Raw genomic sequence first — 24,648 nt, forward strand, 5'->3', positions numbered from 1 at the left:
GTAAGCTGGCACTGGAACTTCTATTTTCTCAAGTTTTTTTAGACCAAGCGTTTCATTTCGACCAGCCCCACCAGACGAAGCTTTCCGAATTTTTTCAAGCCCTTCACGCTGGATTCAAGCAATAAGTACAATCGACTGAAATTTCAGATGTGAGCCAGCTACTGGTAGATTTCGTAGATCTCACACTCAGAAATGGAAGTCAGGAATGAGTAAACAAACCAGATAATACAAACAGCTAACTCAGGCCCAATGATACCAGATAGAAGCTCTTGTTGGGACACTCAGGCCAAAAGAGATTGCTGAAAAGCTCGACATAAGTGAGAGCGCCTTATCCCGAGAGCTGCACTGCAAGAGCCGTTTAACCCTCATAGGAAAGACTGACACAAAACAGGCAGATGCTGTGGCGAATTCCATGATACGGCTCTAAAACGGAAGCCCTCAACCAACACGATTACACTGGATAACAGTGGTGAATTTGCAGCTCACGAGAAGGTGGCAGAAGCAGTGAATCCAGCCCCAAGCCATTACATATTAATTCAATTTTTCACAAACCCTTTCATTTCTTCATGAACCAAGTGGCAATATCACTATCAAAACAGCAGCTCCCAACAATCAAGTAAAGAGGCTGCAAGCATGATGACATTTATCACGAAGACATATGTTGATATCTCCCTGTTTATGGAAAAGCTCCATAAAGACAATAAAGGCCTGGTAACTATTGAATACGCGCTCCTGGCTGCCACCATGATTGGTATTATCACGGCTGTATTGGCCGGTGATGGCACCAATGCAATGGAAGGGGCTTTGAGGGAGAAGTTCAATAGCATCACGGAAAAGCTGAAATCCAAATAAGTGGTTTCTCTCTGCCTTGGCGTTATTGTGGTAACAGCTCTCTGGGTCTGTTACCAAGACATCCGATTCCGTGAAATCAGCAATCACTCTGTCGCAATTACGGCCGTGAGCTGTGTGATGGCGACCTCTGGTTCAGCTTTATCCTGGATAGCGTGGCCTGTTGCCTTTGCGGCGGGCTGCATGCTATTTGCTTTCAGGATTGTCGCAGGGGGAGATATCAAACTTGCGCTGGCACTTCTGCTGGGTATTGATGCGGTTTGGTGGCCCACATTTTTTTTCATAACAGCGGTAAGTGGTGGGCTGCTCGCTATTGGATATCTGGTGTTCGCCTGTATCAACAATACCCTCCCACAGCTGCGACAGCGGGGTATTCCCTATGGTGTTCCTATCGCTCTTGCGGGTGTGTGTGGCGTGTGGCTGACAGCGGTTGATTACGGGCTGTTAAGCTTTTATATGTGAGGTGAGACAGGATTTATGAGGCGTCGCTTACTTCTCGTATTTACATTTATTATGGGTGCTGTGGGCGTATGGTGTCTGCTGCCTTCCGGTGACACCTCTGATACGGAATCCACGGAGCCCGTTCAAGCCGATGATGTGCATGTCTGGATAGCTTATGCACCGATCCAAAAAGGGGAAACCGTTAACCTCGCCAAAGTTCGTCCGGCTATTATTCCCCATGAAGAGGCTCAGCGTCTGGGTGTAACGGCTTCCATTTCCATGACGGAAGAGGAAAACTATGTAGCCACCAGAGACGTCCGGTCTGGCGACATTCTCAGCCCACAGGCGCTCTGCTCTTTTGCTTCAGAAGCCTGCCAGAAGCTGGTCATCAGCATGGACAAAACACCCTACCCTCTCACGGTGAAAAGCCATTCAGATATTCGCACTTTCATCAAACCCGGCGATATGATTGATATCATGCTGATTGCCACACCGGAACACAGCCTGGCTTACCGTGAACAACTTACTGGATATCAAGGTCTCAGCGCCATTCCACTGTTGAGACAACAGACCGTTTTACAAACTCCCTCCCTGAGAGATGAAGACGATTATAACGGCAAGGAAGTTGAGCAAACTATCGTGCTGGCATTAACACCTGAGAATGCCGCCAAAGTTATGGTTGCTCGCCGCATTGGGGTTCTCGATATTCATAAATCCACAGGAAAACCACTCCCTGAAATTAACCTCAGTGAAATTGTTCCTGATTTTTCATTAGTGAAAGAACTTCGAGGGAATAAACGGGTCGAACAGATACCCAACTAACCTGTGCCAGATAATAACACTAGCGATACCAAATGCATTTGATTAAAAACACTTATCATCTGATTTCATTGATTCTGTTTCTGACACTATCAGGGCTTGCTCTGGCGAGAACAAATACGTCAGAAGAGATCAATCTCCACATCAGTGAGGCCACAACTCTTCATTATCAAACACCTATAGATACGGTGTTTATTGCGGATGCACAAATCGCTGATTATCAGGTTGTAGAAGGCAATCGCCTGATTATTTATGGAAAAACTGTTGGTTCTTCATCCCTTATCGTTCTGGGAGACAAAGGCATTCCCATTGATAAGAAACAGCTGACGGTTAAACGCAACCTCTCTTCCATCAAAGAATATATTCATGCCCGCTACCCTGATATAAATATTGAACTGGCAGGCAGCGGAAACCAGACTGTTCTCAGCGGTAAAGTTACGTCGGAAGAATCCCGCCAGGAGATTTACAACCTGACCGGCGAGCTGCTGGGCAGTAAAGTGACGGAAGAAAAAATCAGCTGGAAAGACGGTTCGGTTCAAGGGAATAACATCCGCTTTATGACTCGCCGCACTTACGAAGGTTTGATAAACAACCTTCAGGTGAACACCGTCAAACAGATCAATGTAAAGCTCACCATTGCGGAAGTGTCCCATTCCTTTATTCGTCAGCTGGGAGTTAAATGGGGGAGCGAAATCGGCGGCGATAAGAACGCTGTTTTCCTTGGAAACGGGCAGTTCTACAACAAAGTTGGTCACATCAGCTCTAACACGATTGCCAACTACATTTCTGCAGCCGACGACGATGCCATGGGCCAGATTCTTGCCCAACCTAACCTTTCGGTTCTTTCGGGTGAAAGTGCCTCGTTTCTGGCCGGTGGTGAGATGCCTATCGTCACGTTTGTAGATGGCTCCCAGAACATCACCTACAAACAGTTTGGTATTCGCCTCACGCTGGCCGCCAAAGCCCAGGCTGACGATACCATAAACCTTTCCCTGGAGCCGGAAGTCAGCTCCATAGATCCGAGCAACAGCAATAACCAGCTGAATATTCCCGCTTTCAAAACCCGCCGCACCCGCACCACGATTCAGCTGGCGGACGGAGAAAGTTTTGTGCTGGGTGGGTTGCTCAGTACAGAAGACCGGGAAGCTTTATCCAAAGTGCCTTTTGTGGGAGACATTCCCCTGTTTGGCGCTGCCTTCCGCCATACCGGTAACCAGCGTAAGAAAACCGAGCTGATTATCGTGGCTACCGTTAATCTGGTGAAGCCTGTGGCATCAGGCACCATTCAACTGCCCCAGATCAACCACTCCAGCATCCTCCTGCGCTATTTCAATCTGGACAGCGCCAGAGCCAATGGCGCAATTAACGATCAAGCCAAATCCATTTTGGCGGCAGGAGGTTTTAAAGAATGAATATAGCGGCCTTGTTCTTACCTGCCCTGCTTACCCTGGCACTGCTAACGGGCTGCACGGCTCGCTTTGATGCTTATCAGCCCTCTGTCGCCAATCAACCACCAGGCCAGGTATGCGAGCCTTATGACCTGAACCCTCGTCAAGCCGTTCAGCTGGACTGCTATGTGGAAAGCGCACGACGGCAGTCACTCGTCAACAAGACAAAGGAGTAATGCCATGCTGGATTTCAGTAAAAACCCACAATCGTCTACCCAGAGCACAAGCGAGCAGCCTGCAGCCAGTACTATTGAAGTGTTCTACCAGACTCAAGCGTGTCTGACGGCGCTGGAAGAGGCCTGCAGGTTGGAAGGCATGGATACTCCTGCTCCAGAGCCCTTTAATCGAGTACGGATTCCTGAACAGATCAAGAGCTCAAAAGCCTCGCTGATTTTTATTGAAACCAGCACTGATACGGAAGAGTTTGCTGCCTTTCTTCGCCATCTTGTATCAAGACAACACGACATTGTGCTGATTGGCTCTGACGACAGTATTCGTCTGATTCGCAAACTGGCAAGCCTGGGATTCTATTACCTGCTCTGGCCAGCCTCCCGCCCGGACATTGTGGAATTAATGAGAGGATTGCAAAACAACCACGCCCTGAACAATCGCCCGCAAAGTGCACGTAATGCCATGCGTATCGCCGTTGTGGGAGTGAAAGGGGGGTGCGGCAGTTCCATGGTGGCCGTTGAGCTTGCTCGCAACCTGCTGAAAGAAACCTCCCAGCCTGTACTTCTTGCCGATCACAACTATCAAGACAGCAACCATCATATTCTATTAGGCAGACAGTCCCTTGGCAGAAAACCTGTCGACGCACAAACCCTTGCCAGTTTTGCAGATGCGCAGACTGTTGATGCCATCCACGCACAGAGTCAACTGTTTCGCCTGCAAACCAATTTTCACTATCTAGGCCTTGAAAACACAGAGATTCCCAGTGAGGACATATGGAGGTTTACTCAAGGAATTTTGGAAACACAGGCGAAAGAACACAGCTTTATCATTGAAGATTACTCATCCATGGCCAAGTACCTTTTGATTTCACAAAAGACGGCAATGGTTGACTGCCTGATCGTAGTGGTGCCTCCCTCTTTATCCGGACTGTATGGGGCAAGAACCCTGCTTCAGCATCTTGGCTCTGTACATGGACAAGCACAAAAAATAGTTCGTACGCTAACCATAATCAATCACAATCAGCCCAACAGCACAGTAAAATCCCAGGATGCTGAAGAATACCTTCAATGCACTCTGTCTGCAGAGCTGCCCTGGCAGCCAGGCTGTGAAAACTACCTGACAGAAGGCAGGGGTCTCCCCGGCGACAAGCTGGCAGTGGGGTTTGCACTGGAGAACCTTGCCCGCTGTATTCTCGGTAAACCACAGGCAGAAACCAGCCTCTGGCACACAGTGAAGCAATGGTGCCTGCAATGACAGAGCAGCACTTTTCTGAACAGGACATTCCATCCACCTATCAGGATGCTTACCTCACCCTGCGTACCCGCATTATGGATGCGCTGGATGCAGAAACTGTGGAAACCACATCATCCAACGACCTCCATCAGCAGATGCGGGATGCGATTGATACGCTGGTAGATAAGGAAAACATTCAGATTCCTGTGGCTTTAAGGAGTGTATTCACCAAACAGATGGTGAATGAAATTAAAGGCCTTGGTCCACTTCAACCATTGATGGATGACCCAGACATTTCCGACATTATGGTGAATGGCCCTCAGTCGGTGTATATCGAACAGGGTGGCTGTTTGACCAAAACCAGTATCACCTTTCTGGACGATGCACAGCTGCAGAATATCGCCCGCCGTATAGCTGCCTTTGCCGGGCGAAGGATTGATGAGGCCAATCCGTTATGCGACGCCCGCCTGCCAGATGGCAGCCGTGTAAACATTGCCATCCCGCCTATTGCACTTGATGGCACCTCGCTCTCCATCCGGAAGTTCAGCAGCAAAAAGATTGGCCTTGAACAGCTTGTGGATTTTGGAGCGCTGTCTCCAGATATGGCCAAGTCTCTGGCTATTGCAGCACGGTGTCGTTTGAATATTTTGATTTCCGGCGGTACCGGTTCCGGTAAAACGACTTTGCTGAATGCTTTGTCCAACCATGTTTCAGAATCCGAGCGCATTGTTACCATTGAGGATGCGGCGGAACTCTGCCTGCAGCAACCCCACGTTGTGCGTATGGAAACACGCCCTGCCGGTATCGAAAACACCGGTGCTATCAGCCAGCGAGATCTGGTTATCAACTCTCTGCGTATGCGGCCAGACAGAATTGTTATTGGTGAGTGCCGTGGTTCGGAAGCCTTTGAAATGCTCCAGGCCATGAACACGGGTCACGATGGTTCCATGTCCACGTTACATGCCAACACGCCCCGGGATGCCCTGGCCCGTATGGAGAGTATGGTGATGATGGCTGTGCCTAATATGCCTCTGGAATCCATTCGCCGAAATATTGCCAGTGCCGTTGATCTGGTGATTCAGGTCTCCCGCCTTCACGACGGCAGTCGTAAGATTATGAGCATAAGTGAAGTGATGGGCGTGGAAGGGGACAAAATCACTTTGGAAGAGCTGTTCCGTTTTGATATCGCCTCCCGACAACCGGGGGAGGCTATTCAAGGCCACTTCAATACTCCCGGACTGTTGAAACGCTCTGTGCTGTCTGCCAAGGCTCGTTTCTTTGGGCTGGAAGAACTGCTGCGCAGTGCGTTTACAAGCACTACGGATGCTCCATGAAATCCCTGTTCGTGCGCAAAAGCTCCCTGCAGTTCCTGACAGACCCACTGCGTCAGAAGGTACAGGTATCCGGCACTGCTCTTGATATTCGCTCCCTTACTGAGCAGCCTCTGCAGACCAAAATCCGCATAGGTTTTAACAATGTGAAAGAAACCCTCGGCAAGCACTTTTACGGAGCTTTGGCTCTGTATATCGCTGCGATGGGATGTGCCAGCTATTGGTGTCATAAATTCCTCCCCCTGATCCCCCTTGCTCTTCTGACACCGGCACTCTTTCTGGTGACAGGTGTTATCAGTATTCTGGTTATCAAACACATTCAAAGGAGGCAGTTTGAGGAGGCATTCCCTAATGCCTTGCGTACACTCACCGGTGCCGTGACAGCAGGTGAAAGCCTTCACCACTCCATCGTTTTTACCGGGCACTCCCTTGATAATATCGTCGGGCGCGAGTTTAAAAATATGGGGCGTAAACTCACCCTCGGGCACACCATGGAAGATGTGCTGATGGCTTCCTGCCAGCGTTTCCCTTATCAGGTGTTTGTATTTTTTGTACTGGCTCTGCGCGCCAACACCAGCCGGGGCGGTCAGCTGAAAAATATCTTCAAAAATCTGGAGCAGGTTATGAACAATAACCAAACCCTCCAGAAGAAAATGAACGCCCTCACTTCAGAGGTGCGTATGTCTGCCAAAATCATCGGCGCATTACCACCGAGTTTCCTTCTGTTTATGAAATACATCACGCCGGAGAACTTTCACTTTTTACTCCATGATTCCGGTGGTCACATGCTGTTGATGTACGTGGCTGGCAGTGAAGCATTAGGGATGCTGATTATCTGGTACCTGATGCGCAAGGTAAGAGGATGACGTTATGCAGGCGCTGCTTTCTCTTATCGTTATCTGCCTATTGGCCCTTGCCACCGCACTACTGATAGATCTCTATCTGATTCGTAGGAATACACGTCGCTGGTTAGGGCTCAGTTTTGGTTCTGCATCTGTTCAGGACAGGTTGAGACACCTGCTTAAAGGCTTCTATGGGCTGGCCCAGCGGGATATTGAACAGGTCTTTATTCGTGCAGGTATTTATAACCGCACATTGCCAAAGATCTACACCTCAATGAAGCTGCTTCTGGCTTCCACTCTGGCGTTGGTTGTCATGATTTTTGGAGAAGCGATGGGCTTCACTCTATTCTCCAATAAGCTACTGACGGCGGCTGCCCTGTTCTCTTCTGTGCTGGTCATACCTGAAATTTTGCTGCGCTCTTTATCCCGACGGCGGGTAGATAAGATCTCTGCCCAACTGCCTTATATTCTGGATTTGATGTCTGTATGTATGCAGTCCGGCATGACCATTGAGGCCTCTACCGCTTACCTGGGAGAAGAACTGAAAACCTTTGATCGGGATCTGGCTTACATCATGTCCCGGCTGGATTCTGTAGCCCGCCTTTACAGCATGAAACAGGCGTTACAGGAGTTAGCAGAAGATGTGCCTTCGCAACAAATGAATGGCTTTGTTTACACGCTCACCCAAAGTTTGAGGTATGGCAGTTCAATTGCCGATGTGTTGGGAACTCAAGCGGCTCATATCCGTCAAATCAGCATGCTCACCATGGAAGAAGAGATCGGCAAGCTGTCATCAAAAATGTCGCTGCCCATGATTGCGTTCATCATGTTGCCTGCTGTGATTCTCATGGTGGCACCCGGCATTATGAGGTTAATGAGTGGTTCCTGATTTCAACAAACATTTTTCACTTTTCTGTGTCCTGTTGCTGGTAAGCGTGCTGACCGGTTGTGTGTCTCCGGGTTTAAAATCCAGACAATCGGCAAAAGAGGCTGACGAAGCACCGGCCAATGAAGCCCTGCTCAAAGCAGCGGATAATCATGCAGGTTTAATTAAACTCTATAAAACCCGTCTGACACAGGCCACAACACCAGAAGAAAACAAAACCTGTCGCCTGCAACTGGGAGAAACCTATCTTGCTACAGGAGATCCGGAATCCACCTTGTTTATTCTGGAGCCACTTCTGACTGAAGCACAGAGAGATGCCGGGGTATGGCTGCTAAAATCCCGTGCCGATCTCGCGATGGGCCAACCAGACAACGCGCTGGACGATATTGACAAGGCTTTATTCTTCGTAGCTCCCAACTCTCAGGAGCATGCCACTATGCTCAACCAGCAGGGCCTGGCTTATGCCAGTTTGGGGCAATACAACAAGGCCAGAGCATCTATTAACCAGGCCCGTGCTGCGATGTTTGACGATCTGGTGATCAAGAACAATCTGGCGATGCTGGATATTCTCGAGCAGAAGTATGAAGCCGCCATCAATCGGTTAATGCCGCTGTATACCAGTGGGCAGGCAGATGAACGCATTAAAGCTAATCTCACCATCGCTCTTGTTCGCGCTGGGCTTTATAACGAGTTTAAAATGGTTTATAGCGAAGCAAAGTCTGAACAGGAGCGGCTGTCACTCTTTATGGCGCTCTCGTCGGCAAAAATTGAAAAACCCACTCCAGCTTTCCGTAAATAATTTACTTATGTTTAAGGAGAAAGGCACTGTCGCCATAGAAACAGCGTTCGGAATGTTCTTCTTCCTGTTTATTGTGCTGTTCTGGTGCGAGATCAGTTATATGGGTTTTGTTTCCGCAACGCTGGATTATGCCATTGCAGAAACGAGTCGGTCGGCACGTACCGCCCCGGCTAAAGACTACCGCGAAAGTTTTAGACGCGCCCTGCGAGATAGCCACTCCCTTTGGGCACCGGTGATTCAGGTAAGCAAACTCAGCCTGCAAACCTATTACTATGATACGGTCACAGAGCTGTCGTCGGAGCACTGTCCTAAAACGGCAGAAGCCTTCTGCAGTTCCAAAAAGCGTCCAAAACATGCAGCCATTGCTGTGTACCGCATTCAGTATTCTTATGAGCCTTTCTTTGCCTCGCTATTTTCCAGCAATGGCGCTTTCACAACCCTGAGCCGTGAGGTTATCTCCATTCAGGAGTATGAAAGGAGCAGTTTTGGTGGGTAATTCAACCCTAAGGCAAAGGGGCGTGTTCACCATTGAGCTGGCTCTGGTCACGTTGATAATTTTCTCGTTTATCACTTTTACTTGTGAATTGACCGAGCGGCAGTGTATTCACGGGCTACTGCAAAATCTCAGTTTTTCCGGCGCCAGCCTGATTAAAGAACGTACACAGCTGTACGACAGCAGCCCTCAAATCACCCACAAACAGGCCGATGAGCTGTATCAGCTGCTTTCACGGTCGATGTCTCGTTCCTTTGCCGGGTTTCAGGAATCCGCTTTTGGCATGACACTGGAGCAAGTCACCTTTTTGCAAAAAGATATTAAAAACCCCGTTCTCACGCTCTATAAAAAGGGGAAGAGCTGCCCTAAATCCCAGAAGCATCTGGTTCATGAAGTCTCACTGTTTTTTCTTACGGAACGTGGCAATCCAGCCCCTCTTTACCGTGTGAGCCTTTGCTACATAAAAAGCGACAACACTTTCCTATCAAACCTGATGAGCGCTCATCGGCTTTCCAGCAACGCAATCATGGTGGGTCGTTGATATGAGACAGCCGCAACAAGGTATTGCCATTATTCTATTTCTACTTTTGCTTCCTGTGATTTTCGGACTGATGGTCCTGGGCATTGAAGGGGGACACAAACTACGAGACAAAGCCCGCCTGGGTGACGCTGTGGAAGTGGCAGCACTGGCCATGAGCGCCCGCCCTCCGGATACGCCAGAGCAAAACAGGAAACTGGTAAAAAGCATCATCAACACAATGGTTAGCGATTTAAACAATGTATCGGTATCACTGCACACAGTTGCCTGCCCGGATAACCCTGACTGCAATCACACGGACTCCTCCAAAAAATTTACCGAGTATCAGTTAAAGGTGTCTGGCGCCCACAGAAACTGGCTGGGGCAAGAGACGCCACTGGGATTTAATTCTGCAGTGACTCTGGGCAGTAAAGCGACAGCAAGAAAAAACCATGGCGAAGCGATTGATGTGTTCTTTGTAGCGGACTTTTCTTCTTCCATGGGAGGCCCTTGGAGGCGCGTTATTAAAATAGACATGCTCAAAGGCATTCTCACTCAGGCTGCTCACAAGCTGGAAGGGTTCACCCGATTGGAAACAGATCCACAAAAAAAGAATACCATCGCTCTTATTCCCTTTTCCCTGTCAACATATGAGTACGTCCCCGGGATGAACGAGTCGTTTGCCGTCAACAATATTCATACTCTTTGGCCACTGAGATCGCTTCCCGACCTTCTCGTAGAAAAAGAGCCAGACACCAGTGACCCTGGCTCATTTCATACCATTCACCCCACCACCAGTGCACAGAAAATTGAAGATAAGCTGAAAGCGATGAAGCCCCATGGCGCAACAGCATCATTTGAAGGCATTATCCGCGCCGCTCAACTGGCTCTGAAAACAAACAATGCCAAACGGCTCATTATTGTTCTTACAGACGGTGAAGACAGCTACAAGGATATACATCAGCAACTCGTGGAGCATGGTTACTGCAAAACGCTGACATCAGCTGTGGAACAACAAAGGACACCTTCCGGAGAACGCGTAAAGCTGGATATGGCTGTGATAAGTTTCAGTTACGATGTAGCAGGCAACACTGGCCTTGTTGGATGCGTAGGGAAAAATAAGGTTTTCTCAGCAGAAGACCCCGACGCAATATCCGATATCATCTCTGCATTGTTTGCAGAAGAGGTGGGGCACATATACAGCACAGCCCGCTGATTGAGCGGGCTGTCAATGAATGCAGCCTAAGCCACTTGCAGGTGGGGAACAACAAGTGTCGTTTCACGGCCCGGAGCGGGATTATCAGGAATCAACCGCGCAAGCATTAAGGATGTTACCGCAAAACCCACGCCGATCATAAACACCGCGAAAGGCGACTTCAGCCATACAATGCCCAGGATGAACGGGATAAATACGGCAGCTATATGGCCGATAGTGAAGCTGATACCTGAGCTGGCGGCAAGGTCTTTAGGGTCGGCAATTTTCTGGAAATAGGTTTTTCTGGCAATAGCCATTGCAAAGAGCAGATGATCAACAACGTAAAGCCCTGCCGCCACATGGGCATTGGTCACAACTGCATAACCACCAAACACCAGAATCAGCCCTATATATTCAACAGTAAGCGCCTTACGCTCACCTACCTTGCTGACAAAATGGCCAATCTTCTTGCCAAATGCCATATTTATCACATAGTTAACGATAAACAGAAGGCTAATGTCGCCTACAGAGTAGCCAAACTTCTGTACCATCATAAAGCCTGCGAACACCATAAAAATCTGGCGACGGGCACCACTGCAAAATACCAGTGCATAGTAGAGCCAGTAGCGAGACTTCAGTACGATTTTCTTATGCTGGGTTTCACCTTTCTTAAATCTGGGGAAAGTAAACCAGATCACCAGTGTCGCCAGAACACCAAAGCTACCGGCCAGTAAATACATCTGCTTATATTGAACAGCGAACTTTTCCATCAGCACCCATACAACGCCATAGGCCAATAGAGCAGATACAGCCTTTACCGAAATCACCTTACCCATAAACTGGGCACTCTTTTTTTTGTCCAGCCATTGGAGGGTTAGAGACTGGTTTACCGTTTCCAGATAATGAAAGCCCACCGACATCAAAACAGTTGTGAGATAAAGCGGCATGGCAGAAGGCCAGAACCCCGTAATAGCTACGCCAGCACTCATAATGCCAAGGGACAGAATGGCCAGCGTTTGCTCACTCAACACCATCAACACAAAAATAACTGTGAAAGCCAAAAATCCTGGAATTTCTCGTACGCTCTGCAGAATGCCAATTTCCCTACCGGTAAACGAGGCCATTTCTACAGCAAAGTTATTCAGGAGTACCTGCCATACGGAAAATACCAGCGGCATCATAAAGGCAAAAGCCAATAAAAGGCTTTCAGGGGAAAGCTCTCTTCTTTTCGTCACTCATTCTTCCTGACTTAAATTGGTTTGTGAGTACCCGGACCATTGTCCCGGTACTTATCAGGAGTGTGAGGAAATTATTGTTTTTCAACTATTGGTAAATACTCTGATTCTACAGGGCAATATCCTGTTACCTGCCGTTTAACGGTTCGTCCAGGGTGCCGAGCTTCCTGTCATACGTGCACCATTCGTCGCTCCACAGCGTAGCGAATCAACCCTGCGGAGGTCTTAATCTTCAGTTTCTGCTTCATGTTGTGTCGGTGAGCTTCCGCTGTGCGCACGGAGATATCCAGTTTCCTGGCAATATCCTTATTGCAGCAGCCTTCCGCTAAAAGCTGCAGAACCCGTTCTTCTCGCGGAGTGAGTTTCGCCTGGGGTCTGATATCGTCCGGGTGAAACTGCCCAAATAACTGCTGAGAAGCACCAGAGCTAAAATAGGTACCGCCACGGTGTACGGTTTGAATAGCCATCACAATTTCTTCTGCCGCTACATCCTTCAGCACATAACCGGTTACACCGTTTTGTACCATTTTGAGAATGTACTCCCGGTCTTCGTGCATGCTGAGAATCAACACTTTGATATTTGGCTGTGTTTTACGAAATTCTGTTGCAGCCTCCAGCCCGCCCATCACCGGCATGGACACATCCAACAGCACAACATCCGGCTTCAATGCCATAGCTTTATCCAGAGCATCACGGCCATTGCAAACATCGGCAACCACCTCAATACCGTCCTCGCCATCCAGACTGGCCTTCAGCCCTTCCCGCACCATGGGGTGATCATCTGCCAGCAGTATGCGAATAGTATTACCCATAGAGAATCTCCTGCCCTTCAGGATCATAAGTATTCAGGTAGAAGGTGGCTTTTATAATTGTGCCGCCGGTCACACTGGCATGCCTTACATTCGCCGGTAATGGATAACTGTAAATCGTGAACTTCCCACCGATAATAGCGACACGTTCCCGCATATTAATTAAGCCAATACCTTCTTGCTGTTGCTCATAAAAACCGCAGCCATTGTCTTCCACCTTCAGGCTCACCTCGTCGTTTTCAAAGTGTACACATACCTTTACCTCACTGGCATGAGCATGTTTCTCGATATTGGTGAGAGCTTCCTGAATCACCCGGTAAAGGGTAATTTCCACCAGATCAGGAAGCCGCTGCTTTGGCAGTTGAATATCAATGAAAACCTGCAGATCCGTTCGTTCAGCTAAATCATCAAGCATATTGCGCAGAGCAGCTTCCAGGCCGAGGTCATCAAGAACGATGGGGCGAAGATCATGGGATACACGGCGCACCTCCTGTATCGCCAAATCCAGCATATCGGAGGCTTTATTCAAATGCTCACGGGCTTCCACCTTCCCCCATTTTTTATCGACAAGATTGGTGCGCAGTTTGGTGGATACCAGCAGCTGGTTAATGCCATCATGCAGTTCACGAGCAAAGTTACGGCGTTGATTGACCTGTAGTTTCAAGGACCTGTGAGCCAGCTCCTGCAGCCGTTTATCTGCAAGCTGGGATTCGTGAATATTGATCGCCAGACCAAGAAGAACAATCAGAATGACCGTTACGACAATAATCATCAGCACGACAAAAAAGGTATCGTTGATGTTATGGCGCACATCTGAGCGAATAGAGGCGATTTCCTGAGTTATATCATCCACATAAAGCCCGGTTCCCATCATCCAGTTCAGCTCGGGAATATGTACCACATAACTGAGCTTATCTTCAGAACCTCCCTCTTTTGAAGGCTTACGCCACTTATAGCGTTCAAAACCTCCCCCAGTAGAGGCCTTGTACAGCAAATCCTGAATCAGGAATTTTCCATCATCATCCTGAAAGTCGATCAGGTTACGGCCTACCAGCTCGGATTGCACCGGATGCACAATGTTGATACCGCCCATGGTGTACACAAAAAAATAGCCATCGTCACCAAATGACAATGTGCTCAGTTTGCGTTTAACATCGGTTTCAACCTGCTCTCGAGGGATGCCCTTTTCCAGCAAACTCAAGCTGTGGGCAATAGAAGCTTCAGCCAAGTCGACATAGTGTCGCAGCTGCTCTTTTTTCGAGGCCACCAGATTACGCTCGAAGGTGGCAATTTCCTGCTCAGAAAGCCTCCGTGCCTGGCTGTGGTTCACAATGGTTATCGCTACCGACATGATGATCAGCGGTAGCAGTGCCAGCAGGAGTATTTTTGTTTTTAGAGTCATTATTGTGTCGTTTTATGGCTGACTCAGCTGGCAGACTAACGACACAGAAAGGTTAAGGCAATTCCAAATCGACCCCAGAAGCCTTATCAGTGCATTCTGAGGTCGACAGAATACCTGAATATCAGTTCGACAGCAGTCGTTTAACTGCCATTACAGTCTCTTCTGGTTCCGTTCTACGTGTGTAATCTGGATCAACATCCGCAGAGTGAACAACACCATCCTGACCGATAACAAACCGTGCAGGCATAGCGAGAGTCCAGGAGTCATCGCCATTAATGCGCTTCAAATCCAGACTAAACCCTTGATAAACCTCTTTGAGTTCACCGGTAATGGGAAATGCGATACCAAACTTTTCAGCAACTTTATTGCCAGCGTCGGTAAGAATCTCGAATCCAAGCCCTGCATCCCGCACAACCTGACGGCTAAATGGCTGCCTTTGCGGAGATACTGCCAGTACGGTTGCATTCATTTCTTGCAGTTGAGGTAAAACTTCGTTCAGAGCCTCCAGCTCTGTAATGCAATATGGTCACCAGTGACCCCGGAAAAAGGTGAGGACTAGAGGACCTTTTTCCAAAATAGATGCAACATTTACAGCAGTACCCTTTGAATCGGTCAGTTCGAACTCAGGCGCTTTATCACCAACAGACAAAGCCCTGTCGAGAGCGCCAGAGTTTCGAAGGTGGTCGTTCGCATTATGCATAACCTTTAAGATATTGGCAGGCATATTACTCTCAAACCTAGCCTTCATTGCGCTAAGTTGATCATTCAGTTTCACTATCTTTTACTCATCTCACTATCTGTACAATCGACAACGACTCCCAATAAAAGAGAGTCACTCATGGAATACGCAGTTTAAGACTCAAAGACTTATGTATCAAATATGTAAGTACCTAAACCATTGCTTTCGCATAGTCTGACTGCGTATTTTTCCGCCCTTGCTACGTCACAACCCTGCACTTGTAGACGGGTCAACTCCGTGCAATCCCTATCGGTTTTCTCATAGGAATACCGGGAGGGCTGAGAAAAGTCAGTCCTTACTTAAATTACATGGCTGACACTCTGGTCTCTGCCTCCATTACAATTGACTTTAACTTTTTGCTAAATTCTTTTGAGTCAATCGAGTAGTGAGCTTTTCTGTGGCAGTTGGGGCATAAAGCTATAACGTTCTCTGGATGGTCAGGCCCACCATCAGAAATTCTATGTAAGTGATGACACTCCAAAAAGGGGCCCGATCTGGTAAGGAATGGTGCCGGGTCATTACAAGCTTCACAAAACCCATTTGACCTCTTTATTGAGTAAAGCTTTATTGCTTGTGAACGATAATATGTTTGAGCTAACTTCTCTTTAACCGAGGGCACATTATCTGCTTTTTCTAGTGCAGATACTCTAAGATCACTAAGAGATTTCTTTCTGAGCTCTTTTTCCGATTTAGGGATGTAGTTTTTAACCACTTCTGGTTTGGATATTCCAACAGTCGAATCAATATCCAAATGGAAGATAAATACAGATCGCATCATGCCATCGTTGTCTGGTCGTTGCTCTTCGTGGAAGCCAATACACTCTGCAACTCCCACATACCGTACATAAGCTCTCTTTGTATACTCGAAAATATGAAGTGTTTTGTTATTCTTTTTGTGGTCTCGAATTGCTTTATTCCCAGACTCCATTCTCATGGGGCCTTTTTGACCTTCTCCGGTATACCAGAATATTCCATCTTCACGATACTCATCTTTATAGCCATGCTTTGCACCTTCATCAGATGTAAAAACAAAGACTACGGGATGCTCTTTGGGTGTTGAAATACCCCCTTGAGCTTGCCCTCGATAAATACCATGAATTTCACTTCTCCGATGATATTCTTTTCCTACTTCAAACACGACCCATCTCTAAATTAATTATTAAAATACAAGCGCGTACTTGTTTGTATTTCGGATTACCGAGAACACTCTGAATAAACCATGTAACAGGCCGCATACACGGCCCGATATTACCCAATCACAACAACCCATAAAACCCAGGAAACAACAAAATAGAAATCACCACAGCAACCTGCATCAAAATAAACGGCACTACACCCTTATAAATTTCCACAGTCCGCACAGAGTCCGGGGCCACACCCTTCAGGTAGAACAAGCTAAACCCAAACGGCGGTGTCAGGAAGGAGGTTTGCAGATTCATGGCAATCAAAATGGCAAACCACAAAGGTGCAATACCCAAAGCATCTGCCACCGGTGCCAGAATCGGTACGATGATGAAGCTGATTTCCACAAAGTCGATAAAGAACCCAAGCACCAGAATGGCCAGCATGGAGAGCAGCAGGAAGCCCGTTGCGCCGCCGGGCAGCTGGGAGAGAACCTCTTCCACAATATAATCGCCACCGGTGTAGGTGAAGGCCATGGAGAAAGCTGTCGCACCCAGCAGAATGGCAAATACCATAGCGGTGACTTTTACTGTTTCCAGTGCAGAGTCGTATACCATCTTCCAGCTGAACTGCTTGTAAAGTGCCGCCAGCACCAGCGCGCCAATGCCTCCCAAAGCAGACGACTCTGTCGGTGTAGCAATACCCGCAAAGATGGAACCCAGCACAATCAGAATCAGTGCCAGTGGCGGGATAATAGCTTTCAGCGCTTTCACATACTGCTCACGCCTATTCTCAACATCCGCATCCATTGGCAGAGCAGGGGCAGACTCTGGCTTTAACCAGGCATAACCAAGGATATAAGCCACATACACGCCAATCAGAATAAAGCCGGGGCCAACCGCAGCCTGAAACAAATCCCCCACAGGAATGCCCAGCACATCACCGAGAATGATAAGAATGATGGAGGGAGGGATAATCTGCCCGAGGGTTCCGGATGCACATATGGTTCCGCAGGCCAAAGATTTGTCGTAGTTGTACTTGAGCATCACCGGCAGAGAGATCAACCCCATCGCCACTACCGATGCACCCACCACACCGGTAGACGCCGCCAACAATGCGCCCACCAGCACGGTAGAAATCGCCAGACCACCACGAACGCCACCAAACAGTTTGCCCATGGATTCCAGCAACTGTTCCGCAAGCTTGGTTTTCTGGAGCACGATGCCCATAAAGATAAACAGTGGCACCGCCATCAGCACTACGTTTTCCATAATGCTTTGAATGCGGAACGGCATAAACGCGAACATATCTGCGCCTTCCGCCCATACGCCAAAAATCAGCGCCACACCGCCAAAAGTGAAAGCTACCGGGAAGCCAAACAACAGCATCACCAGCGCCACAAAAAACATAACAATACCAATCATTGGCTACGCTCCTGCTGTCCGGTCAACACATTGATGCTGCGCAGCATCATTCCGAAGCCACTGATGGCAATAGAGAAAAAGGCAAAAGGAATCACCGCCTTGATAATCCAGCGATAAGGTAAACCACCGGGGTCGCCTGATGTTTCCCCCAGTTCGTAGGCTTCATAGGCGAAGCCGATTCCGTAATAGCCCACCAGTAGCGCGAAGGGCATTAGCAGAAAGAGTGCACCACAAAAATCGATAACAGCTTTATGGCGTTCTTCTAAACGTTCGTAAATCAAATCCACCCGCACATGGCCACCGGCTCGCAGGGTGTAAGGCACGCCAAGGAGGAACATAGCGGCATACAGGTGCCACTCCATCTCCTGCATACCAATAGACACGTTGTTAAACACATAGCGGGCAACAACATCGTAAAAAACGTTAAACAACAACAGGATAAACAGCACGGCGGCTATTTTTCCCAAAAGGTCAGAGAAGCGGTTAACCAGATTTTCCAGCTGCACCAGCATTATCATTTACCTCTCAGATAGCGATGAGTGGATAGAGTTGAGACTGGCCACATAAACTGGAGCCAGCCTCAGTAACAGCATTACTGCGTGGAGAGGTTATTCAGGTAGGCCTGATCGGAAATATCTGTCCAGCGACGTACTTTCTTCATGTACTTCGCCTGTGATTCCAGAATTTCTTTCGCCAGCGGATCCTCCGCAGCTTTTTGAGCCAGCAGCTCATCGTTGGCCTTTCGCATGGCTGTGGTCACCGACTTGGGGAAGCTCTTGATCTTGATATTCGGGTATTCCGTCAGCATCTTCTCAAGGTTTTCACCGGAAGCGTCGTAAGACTGAATGTACATGTCGTAAGCTGCGGTACGCATAGCTACCCGCAGGATTTCCTGCAGATCAGCAGGCAATCTGTTCCACTTACGCTTATTGACGAGGAACTGCAGCTCTGCACCTGGCTCATGCCAGCCGGTGTAGTAGTAAGGAGCGATTTTGTGGAAGCCCATGCGCAGATCGAGGGACGGGCCAACCCATTCCAGTGCGTCGATGGTTCGACGCTCCAGAGCGGTGTAAAGCTCACCGGCAGGAATATTGGTGGGTTTGGCACCCAGCTTGGCGAGAACCTCACCGGCGAATCCGGGAATACGCATCTTCAGGCCCTGCAGGTCCTCCAGAGAGTTAATCTCTTTCTGGAACCAGCCGCCCATCTGGTTACCGGTGTTCCCGCCGGGGAAGCTTTTCAGGTTGTACTGGCTGTACACCTTGTCCATCAGCTCCTGTCCGCCGCCCTGATAGAACCAGGCGTACTGCTCAGGGGCTGTCATACCGAAAGGCATGGTGGTGAAATACAGAGTATTGGGTACCTTGCCTTTCCAGTAGTAGGATGCAGAGTGACCCATATCGTACTGGCCAGAGCGCACCATATCGAAAACCCCAAAGGGTGCTTTGTGCTTGTTCCTGGAATCAATAGTGATTTTCAGGCGGCCATTCGACATCTTTTCCGCCATTTCAGCCATATTACGGGTGGCTTCTCCAAAAATGGGGAAGTTAGACGGCCAGGTTTCTGCCAGTTTCAGGCGATACACCTTATCCGCAGCCTGGGCAGAGCCAGAAAATGCCGTTACGCACATTGCGGCAGCCATCAGGGCTTTGGTGAGTGGGAATTTCAGCAGGGGTTTCATTATTATTGTTACCTCTTCATCCTCTGGTGGGATGTTGTGAATGCAGGCTGTCAGGTATCAGTGTTATTTGTATGACGCTACTGATAATGACGGCTGATAGAGAGGATCACTATTAGCAGATTTTCGGCTCCAATCACAAAAAACACTTAAACCGCACTACGTGCTAATACGTAGTCTCCTACCAAAACTATCTGCCTTCTATATTTAGGGAATACAGGTTTTCAGGACGGAGCAGCGAAATGCGTGGCTCGAATGATATTCAGACTGCAGGGAATATCAGCACACAACCCAATACATCGAGTCTTCAACAGAAAGAGCAGCCTACTCAAGGGCAAGGGTTCGGCCGCGCCATTGAAGTGGTTTCTGTCGAAAAGCAGATACCTCAACCCTCTCAGGATGTGGGCCATCCGCAATCCTTTTTCAGCGAACGTAAAGAAGACGCTACAACAGCAACCGGCCTCTCTCGCCGGGTTTCTGAAGTACCTGTGAAGGCATGGTCTGCCCCACCCACTTTGTCAATGGAGAGAGACGACAATGTTTTTTTAGTCAATGATGGAAAAATTTCACAACTGCGCCGCACATCACTTGAGCAGCCTCCTAGCCCAAAACACAGACGCAGCTTCGAGAGTATTGCCAAAGCCCTTAAAAATGCGAGTGCATTTGTTGCTCTTGCGCCCAATGGCATACGCATGTCGGATCATGTGGTCATGGGTATGGATAAAGTGGCAGGCTACGAGAATCAGGGTATTCCCCGGAGCTATCTTGAAAGAAGCCAACAGGTCGCCAACGAAACCGAAACCATCGTGTCCTACCGTCCCGTAGAACTGATTTGCCGCACATTGATTGAAGAAGGGGCAGAATCCAAGGGGCTGAATATCAAGGGTAAAAGCTCGAACTGGGGCCCAATGGCAGGCTTTATTCCCTTTGATCAGAAGTTCAGCAAACTGGCCAGTATCAAAGATCCTGATAAGCAGGATACGGAAGTTGCCAAATATAACGCAAAAAACGTGAAATCAGTGGAAGATGGACATGCTACTGTAGAGCACCTCAGTCTCACTCAGCGCCGCATGGACGAACTCACAGAACTTAACATTCTCCATGATTTTCAGGACATTCCACCCGCTCAGGGGTATACCAAAGCCGTAACCTTAATGTCGAACCCCAAAGGACTCCCCCCTCAGACCTTTGAAGCCCATAGGAATGCTGAAGGAAAGTGGGACATATTCTCTGGTTCCGGAGACGAACGTGAGAAACTCATGGTTATCCCTAAAACCGCCGATTTCGATTTACTTTTTGCTTTCTCCCCTTACGACCAGGTGGATCTTGGCGGTGCTGACAGACTACACGATTTCCACCCCGAGCTGGGTATTCTCTCGACCCGTAACGAAACGTTGATTGATGCTCTCAATGCCAAATTCGACCGCGGGCCCGGCAAAAATATGGTGCACCATGGGGACGACACCAAAAACCCCGTCACTGACATGAAGGCCAATATCCCGGCTACCGTTTTTATCCCGGAAAGTCTGTTTTCCAGAATGGGGGTATATAACGAATCACCTGTTCTGATCAAAACCTACGATGAGTTGGTCAGGCTGTTCCGTACCATGCGTGATGCGGGTATGAAGGTGGAATCCAACCCTCTTTGGGAAGAAATGAAAGAAGTCGTGAAAGAGCCATTCAGCGCCAAGCTTGCCCTATACGAAAGCAAGGTCAAGGGCTCAAATCCATCCAGAAGACCAAGCGCCCCCATCTAACTTAGAAGAATCCCATTCCCCTGAACGCCCAGCAGAGTATAATCCGCCACAATTTTTGGTTAGAACATTCCTGCTCGCGAGGAGCCATGTCAGATTTTATTCAGGAAGTGAGCAAACGCCGCACTTTCGCCATCATCTCTCACCCGGATGCCGGTAAGACTACTATTACCGAAAAGCTGCTGCTGTTCGGAAACGCCATTCAGATGGCGGGAACCGTAAAGGGCAAGAAGTCCGGCCGGATGGCAACATCTGACTGGATGACCATGGAACAGGATCGTGGCATATCTATCACTACCTCTGTGATGCAGTTTCCCTACAACAACCGCATGGTCAACCTGCTGGATACACCAGGGCACGAGGATTTCTCCGAAGACACCTACCGCACCCTGACAGCCGTGGACAGCTGCCTGATGGTCATTGACGGCGCCAAGGGTGTTGAAGATCGTACCATCAAACTGATGAACGTATGCCGCATGCGTGAAACACCTATCTTCACCTTCGTGAACAAGATGGACCGCGAAGTGCGTGACCAGATTGAAGTGATGGACGAAATCGAATCTATCCTGAAAATCGACTGCGCCCCTATCACCTGGCCCATCAGCATGGGTAAGAACTTCAAGGGCGTGTACAACCTGTATACCGACACCATCCACGTGTTCCAGCCCGGGATGGGGCACACCATTCCCGATGATGTGAAAATCAAAGGTCTGGAATCCGACGAGGCTAAAGAGCTGCTGGGTGACATCCACGAAGAGTTTGTGGACGAGATCGAACTGGTGCGCGGTGCCAGCCATGAGTTCGATATGGAAGAGTTCATGGCTGGTCAGCAGACCCCAGTGTTCTTCGGTACAGCTCTGGCAAACTTCGGCGTGCGTGAAATGCTCTACTACTTCACCGAGTGGGCACCAGCGCCTCTGCCCCGAAGCACTGATGCCCGTGAAGTGCCACCCACAGAAGAGAAGTTCTCCGGCTTTATCTTCAAGATTCAGGCAAACATGGACCCAAAACACCGGGACCGTATCGCCTTCATGCGCGTGTGCTCCGGCAAATACACCCGCAATATGAAGATGAAACACGTACGCCTGGGGAAGGACGTGAAAGTGGCAGATGCCGTAACTTTCCTCGCCGGTGACCGCTCACAGGTGGAAGAGGCGGTGTCCGGCGACATCATCGGTCTGCACAATCATGGCACCATCCAGATTGGTGATACCTTCACTCAGGGTGAAAAGCTCAAGTTCACCGGTATCCCTCACTTTGCTCCGGAACTGTTCAAGCGTGTACGCCTGAAAGATCCTCTGAAGGTGAAACAGCTGCAAAAAGGTCTGCAGCAGCTGTCTGAAGAAGGTGCCACCCAGCTTTTTATGCCACAACGCAACAACGATCTGATTCTGGGTGCGGTGGGTGTGCTGCAGTTTGACGTGGTTCTGCAACGTCTGAAGGATGAGTACAAGGTGGATGCGATTTACGAAGCTGTAAACGTGAACACGGCCCGCTGGGTTGAGTGCGACGATCCGAAGATGCTGGATGATTTCAAGCGTAAGAACAGCGACAACCTTGCTATTGATGGTGGCGGTCACCTCACCTATCTGGCCCCCACCCGCGTAAACCTGTCTTTGGCAGAGGAACGCTGGCCGGATGTGAAGTTCCGTAATACCCGAGAGCACTGATCACTCGAGCTTGTCAGCCCCCAACTTTATCTGTGAGGGGGCTGACAGATTGCTTAGCCGGTTATATCTTCCAGACGCCTGCTCACTTCACGAATATCAGGTCGGCTTTGGGGATCAAACTTAAGGCAGTCCCCCACCAGTTCAATAAGCTGCTTACTTGCCAGAGTCGCTGGCAGTTTTGCACCCATGGCGTCCACCACCTTATAACTTTCATCTTTAGAGCTAAATCCGGTTTCCGCATCCTTGTCCATTGACCAGGCATAAGGGGCATTTTTCCCCAGCACCATTTTCGAAGCAATCACACCCAGGCAGTAGATATCGCTGGAATAGTTTATACCCGTTTTCACAGCACCAGGTTCATTCGCATCTAAAACGTTATGGTCACTATATCCCGAGTCCCCTGAACCATTATGGGAGGAGGATGGTGAAGATTCCGAACCTGTCGATAAGCAGTCCCCCCCTCTGGCAAAAGGCACCATTTCAGGAGGGTAAGAAGGGTTAAAGCAATCAAGGAATCGCGTGCTGGTTCCGGTGCGCCCAAAGTCACCGAGAATCACTCTCCCCTCTTTATCAAGAAAGGCGTTATCCCATTTCAGATCACTGTGAATCATCCCCCGCCCGTGAAGGTACTCAAGAGCAGATGCCAACTCACAGAGAAGCCCGGCGATCTCTTTTTCAGAAGTATTATCTGCACCATCTTCAAAACGCTTTTCGAGGGTACTGGCCATAGCCGGCATAACAATGGAGGCTGTTTTCTTGATACCGGCACCTGCTGGTACTGTTTCCAACTGATAGCCGTAATACTTCATCAAGTGTTTATGATCCAGTGTAATACCAACAGCCGCTTCCTCTTTTACGCTGTCATAGCTTTCAGTGCAGCTGCTCTTGATGGCCAGTGTTTCATGCCCACAACCTGCAGGCGCTTTACGAATTTCAACTGTACCATAAGCACCGGAACCGGCATCACGGCAAAAACGGCCTGTAATAGCTTGCCCTATAAATGAAGCATCCATACCCGGGCGGGTAATGATTTCTTTGACAGGGGTAGCAGGAGCCCACAGTGATAGTTTTTTCTGGGGCCCGTTCAAACCCAGTTTCATTCCGCCAATAGATGGCCTATTCAGGCGCTGCGTACTTTGCGTTATACCTTCCATAGGATTCCTTTCCTTTAAGAGGTGAGCACTGTAACTTTAGAGTTACAACTTCAGAAAAAGTTCAGTGTTGCTCTGAGAATTAATTAAGGAAGGACGGAACGGTCAGGCCTGCGAGAGTTCACAGGCCTGAGGCTTTTAGCCGGAGAGGTTTCCTTTCTCGGACACCTGCTTTTTGACCGCAGCCTTAATATTTAAAACCGTTCCATTGCTGAAATGCAGCTCAAAAGGCACCATATCGCCAATGGTCAGGCTCTTGCTCAGCCCCATTACCATAATATGGAGCCCGCCGGGTTTGAACTTCACTCGCTTACCTGCAGGAATGGTGATAGACATCTGGTGTACCATGCTCATTTTCCCGTCTTTCTTTACGGTATCGTGGAGCATGGTGTGATGGGAGATGGGAGAAACCACCTTCTCAAGGGCGATATCGGTCCTGCCCAGATTCTTGATAGTCAGGTATGCAGCAGTGTTAGGGCTGCCCGGAGGCATGGCACGCACACGAGGCTCCGTTACCAGAATATTATCCACCGGTGCTGCATTAGCTCCTCCCGCAAGAATAATCACGTAGGCGAATGCCATAAATGGTAAATACACGCCTGACAACCACTTCTTGATCATTGACTCACCCCTGTTATCC

Annotated in this window: 26 protein-coding genes and 1 pseudogene; 16 read left to right on the forward strand and 11 right to left on the reverse strand. The window is 48.9% G+C overall.

Going from position 1 to position 24,648, the window contains the following annotated elements; all coding sequences use genetic code 11:
* Positions 1–349 precede the first annotated feature (349 nt).
* The 14 genes and pseudogenes from E1189_RS26365 to E1189_RS21630 all read left to right on the forward strand — a co-directional run.
* Positions 350–564, forward strand: a pseudogene (locus tag E1189_RS26365) (IS30 family transposase); the annotation flags it as partial.
* 69 nt (positions 565–633) lie between these two features.
* Positions 634–852 carry a Flp family type IVb pilin gene (locus E1189_RS21570; protein ID WP_155163238.1) on the forward strand — a complete coding sequence of 73 codons (219 nt, stop codon included), beginning with the start codon at positions 634–636 and terminating at the stop codon, positions 850–852.
* Positions 853–1,311, forward strand: a complete 459-nt coding sequence (locus E1189_RS21575) for an A24 family peptidase (protein ID WP_155163239.1) — start codon at positions 853–855, stop codon at positions 1,309–1,311.
* A gap of 15 nt (positions 1,312–1,326) precedes the next feature.
* Positions 1,327–2,112 carry an RcpC/CpaB family pilus assembly protein gene (locus E1189_RS21580; protein ID WP_155163240.1) on the forward strand — a complete coding sequence of 262 codons (786 nt, stop codon included), beginning with the start codon at positions 1,327–1,329 and terminating at the stop codon, positions 2,110–2,112.
* 32 nt (positions 2,113–2,144) lie between these two features.
* On the forward strand, positions 2,145–3,521 hold the full coding sequence (locus E1189_RS21585; protein ID WP_155163241.1) for a type II and III secretion system protein family protein: 1,377 nt from the start codon (positions 2,145–2,147) through the stop codon (positions 3,519–3,521).
* On the forward strand, positions 3,518–3,733 hold the full coding sequence (locus E1189_RS21590; protein ID WP_155163242.1) for a hypothetical protein: 216 nt from the start codon (positions 3,518–3,520) through the stop codon (positions 3,731–3,733). The genes E1189_RS21585 and E1189_RS21590 overlap by 4 nt, the downstream gene beginning before the upstream one ends.
* Positions 3,734–3,737: 4 nt before the next feature.
* Positions 3,738–4,982, forward strand: a complete 1,245-nt coding sequence (locus E1189_RS21595; protein WP_155163243.1) for a CpaE/TadZ family protein — start codon at positions 3,738–3,740, stop codon at positions 4,980–4,982.
* Entirely contained in the window at positions 4,979–6,295 is a 1,317-nt protein-coding gene (locus E1189_RS21600) for a TadA family conjugal transfer-associated ATPase (protein ID WP_155163244.1), read from the forward strand. The genes E1189_RS21595 and E1189_RS21600 overlap by 4 nt, the downstream gene beginning before the upstream one ends.
* Positions 6,292–7,158 (forward strand): type II secretion system F family protein, encoded by an 867-nt coding sequence (locus E1189_RS21605; RefSeq protein ID WP_155163245.1) that lies wholly within the window; start codon positions 6,292–6,294, stop codon positions 7,156–7,158. Before E1189_RS21600 ends, E1189_RS21605 begins: the two co-directional genes overlap by 4 nt.
* 4 nt (positions 7,159–7,162) lie before the next feature.
* Positions 7,163–8,023 (forward strand): type II secretion system F family protein, encoded by an 861-nt coding sequence (locus E1189_RS21610; protein ID WP_155163246.1) that lies wholly within the window; start codon positions 7,163–7,165, stop codon positions 8,021–8,023.
* A gap of 61 nt (positions 8,024–8,084) precedes the next feature.
* Positions 8,085–8,819: a tetratricopeptide repeat protein gene (locus tag E1189_RS21615; RefSeq protein ID WP_155163247.1), complete on the forward strand. Its 735-nt coding sequence runs from the start codon at positions 8,085–8,087 to the stop codon at positions 8,817–8,819.
* A gap of 7 nt (positions 8,820–8,826) precedes the next feature.
* Positions 8,827–9,315, forward strand: coding sequence for a TadE/TadG family type IV pilus assembly protein (locus E1189_RS21620; RefSeq protein WP_155163248.1), 489 nt, complete (start codon positions 8,827–8,829; stop codon positions 9,313–9,315).
* On the forward strand, positions 9,308–9,853 hold the full coding sequence (tadF, locus tag E1189_RS21625; protein ID WP_196221561.1) for a tight adherence pilus pseudopilin TadF: 546 nt from the start codon (positions 9,308–9,310) through the stop codon (positions 9,851–9,853). The genes E1189_RS21620 and tadF overlap by 8 nt, the downstream gene beginning before the upstream one ends.
* Before the next feature lies 1 nt (position 9,854).
* On the forward strand, positions 9,855–11,045 hold the full coding sequence (locus E1189_RS21630) for a vWA domain-containing protein (protein ID WP_155163250.1): 1,191 nt from the start codon (positions 9,855–9,857) through the stop codon (positions 11,043–11,045).
* A gap of 26 nt (positions 11,046–11,071) precedes the next feature.
* Here E1189_RS21630 and E1189_RS21635 read toward each other — a convergent pair whose 3' ends face one another.
* From E1189_RS21635 to E1189_RS21675, 9 genes are all read right to left on the reverse strand, one after another.
* Complete coding sequence (locus E1189_RS21635; protein WP_329602167.1) at positions 11,072–12,259, reverse strand: MFS transporter; 1,188 nt, start codon at positions 12,257–12,259, stop codon at positions 11,072–11,074.
* 170 nt (positions 12,260–12,429) lie between these two features.
* Positions 12,430–13,071, reverse strand: coding sequence for a response regulator transcription factor (locus E1189_RS21640; protein WP_155163251.1), 642 nt, complete (start codon positions 13,069–13,071; stop codon positions 12,430–12,432).
* On the reverse strand, positions 13,064–14,470 hold the full coding sequence (locus tag E1189_RS21645; RefSeq protein WP_155163252.1) for a cache domain-containing protein: 1,407 nt from the start codon (positions 14,468–14,470) through the stop codon (positions 13,064–13,066). The genes E1189_RS21640 and E1189_RS21645 overlap by 8 nt, the downstream gene beginning before the upstream one ends.
* A gap of 121 nt (positions 14,471–14,591) precedes the next feature.
* Positions 14,592–14,987 carry a redoxin domain-containing protein gene (locus E1189_RS21650; protein WP_329602171.1) on the reverse strand — a complete coding sequence of 132 codons (396 nt, stop codon included), beginning with the start codon at positions 14,985–14,987 and terminating at the stop codon, positions 14,592–14,594.
* Between the two features lie 9 nt (positions 14,988–14,996).
* Entirely contained in the window at positions 14,997–15,245 is a 249-nt protein-coding gene (locus E1189_RS25980; protein ID WP_155163254.1) for a thioredoxin domain-containing protein, read from the reverse strand.
* Between the two features lie 268 nt (positions 15,246–15,513).
* Complete coding sequence (locus E1189_RS25985) at positions 15,514–16,347, reverse strand: HNH endonuclease (RefSeq protein WP_329602168.1); 834 nt, start codon at positions 16,345–16,347, stop codon at positions 15,514–15,516.
* Positions 16,348–16,465: 118 nt separating this feature from the next.
* Complete coding sequence (locus E1189_RS21665) at positions 16,466–17,755, reverse strand: TRAP transporter large permease (RefSeq protein WP_155163255.1); 1,290 nt, start codon at positions 17,753–17,755, stop codon at positions 16,466–16,468.
* Positions 17,752–18,270 (reverse strand): TRAP transporter small permease subunit, encoded by a 519-nt coding sequence (locus E1189_RS21670; protein WP_329602172.1) that lies wholly within the window; start codon positions 18,268–18,270, stop codon positions 17,752–17,754. Before E1189_RS21670 ends, E1189_RS21665 begins: the two co-directional genes overlap by 4 nt.
* Before the next feature lie 77 nt (positions 18,271–18,347).
* The gene (locus E1189_RS21675; RefSeq protein ID WP_230460589.1) at positions 18,348–19,397 is read right to left on the reverse strand and encodes a TRAP transporter substrate-binding protein; all 1,050 of its coding nucleotides are present in this window, start codon (positions 19,395–19,397) and stop codon (positions 18,348–18,350) included.
* Between the two features lie 278 nt (positions 19,398–19,675).
* Here E1189_RS21675 and E1189_RS21680 point away from each other — a divergent pair, with 278 nt between their 5' ends.
* Complete coding sequence (locus E1189_RS21680) at positions 19,676–21,190, forward strand: anthrax toxin-like adenylyl cyclase domain-containing protein (protein WP_155163258.1); 1,515 nt, start codon at positions 19,676–19,678, stop codon at positions 21,188–21,190.
* 86 nt (positions 21,191–21,276) lie between these two features.
* A complete protein-coding gene (locus E1189_RS21685; protein ID WP_155163259.1) occupies positions 21,277–22,857 on the forward strand; it encodes a peptide chain release factor 3 in 1,581 nt (526 codons plus the stop codon).
* Between the two features lie 53 nt (positions 22,858–22,910).
* Here the strand turns inward: E1189_RS21685 and E1189_RS21690 are convergent, their stop codons facing one another.
* Together E1189_RS21690 and E1189_RS21695 are read right to left on the reverse strand one after the other, a co-directional pair.
* The gene (locus E1189_RS21690; RefSeq protein WP_155163260.1) at positions 22,911–24,011 is read right to left on the reverse strand and encodes a protein kinase family protein; all 1,101 of its coding nucleotides are present in this window, start codon (positions 24,009–24,011) and stop codon (positions 22,911–22,913) included.
* 135 nt (positions 24,012–24,146) lie between these two features.
* Entirely contained in the window at positions 24,147–24,629 is a 483-nt protein-coding gene (locus E1189_RS21695) for a copper chaperone PCu(A)C (protein WP_155163261.1), read from the reverse strand.
* Positions 24,630–24,648: the final 19 nt, after the last annotated feature.

Origin of the sequence: Parendozoicomonas verongulae (assembly GCF_009711465.1) — a bacterium.
In the GTDB taxonomy this organism is placed as follows: Bacteria; Pseudomonadota; Gammaproteobacteria; order Pseudomonadales; family Endozoicomonadaceae; genus Sansalvadorimonas; species Sansalvadorimonas verongulae.

Coding starts and splice junctions, on each gene's coding strand:
- E1189_RS21690 (WP_155163260.1), bottom strand. CDS start 24,011: ATGGAAGGTATAACGCAAAGTACGCAGCGCCTGAATAGGCCATCTATT.
- E1189_RS21600 (WP_155163244.1), top strand. CDS start 4,979: ATGACAGAGCAGCACTTTTCTGAACAGGACATTCCATCCACCTATCAG.
- E1189_RS21695 (WP_155163261.1), bottom strand. CDS start 24,629: ATGATCAAGAAGTGGTTGTCAGGCGTGTATTTACCATTTATGGCATTC.
- E1189_RS21605 (WP_155163245.1), top strand. CDS start 6,292: ATGAAATCCCTGTTCGTGCGCAAAAGCTCCCTGCAGTTCCTGACAGAC.
- E1189_RS21645 (WP_155163252.1), bottom strand. CDS start 14,470: ATGACTCTAAAAACAAAAATACTCCTGCTGGCACTGCTACCGCTGATC.
- E1189_RS21590 (WP_155163242.1), top strand. CDS start 3,518: ATGAATATAGCGGCCTTGTTCTTACCTGCCCTGCTTACCCTGGCACTG.
- E1189_RS21595 (WP_155163243.1), top strand. CDS start 3,738: ATGCTGGATTTCAGTAAAAACCCACAATCGTCTACCCAGAGCACAAGC.
- E1189_RS21680 (WP_155163258.1), top strand. CDS start 19,676: ATGCGTGGCTCGAATGATATTCAGACTGCAGGGAATATCAGCACACAA.
- E1189_RS21685 (WP_155163259.1), top strand. CDS start 21,277: ATGTCAGATTTTATTCAGGAAGTGAGCAAACGCCGCACTTTCGCCATC.
- E1189_RS21570 (WP_155163238.1), top strand. CDS start 634: ATGATGACATTTATCACGAAGACATATGTTGATATCTCCCTGTTTATG.
- E1189_RS21610 (WP_155163246.1), top strand. CDS start 7,163: ATGCAGGCGCTGCTTTCTCTTATCGTTATCTGCCTATTGGCCCTTGCC.
- E1189_RS21620 (WP_155163248.1), top strand. CDS start 8,827: ATGTTTAAGGAGAAAGGCACTGTCGCCATAGAAACAGCGTTCGGAATG.
- E1189_RS21585 (WP_155163241.1), top strand. CDS start 2,145: ATGCATTTGATTAAAAACACTTATCATCTGATTTCATTGATTCTGTTT.
- E1189_RS21665 (WP_155163255.1), bottom strand. CDS start 17,755: ATGATTGGTATTGTTATGTTTTTTGTGGCGCTGGTGATGCTGTTGTTT.
- E1189_RS21630 (WP_155163250.1), top strand. CDS start 9,855: ATGAGACAGCCGCAACAAGGTATTGCCATTATTCTATTTCTACTTTTG.
- E1189_RS21580 (WP_155163240.1), top strand. CDS start 1,327: ATGAGGCGTCGCTTACTTCTCGTATTTACATTTATTATGGGTGCTGTG.
- E1189_RS21675 (WP_230460589.1), bottom strand. CDS start 19,397: ATGGCTGCCGCAATGTGCGTAACGGCATTTTCTGGCTCTGCCCAGGCT.
- E1189_RS21640 (WP_155163251.1), bottom strand. CDS start 13,071: ATGGGTAATACTATTCGCATACTGCTGGCAGATGATCACCCCATGGTG.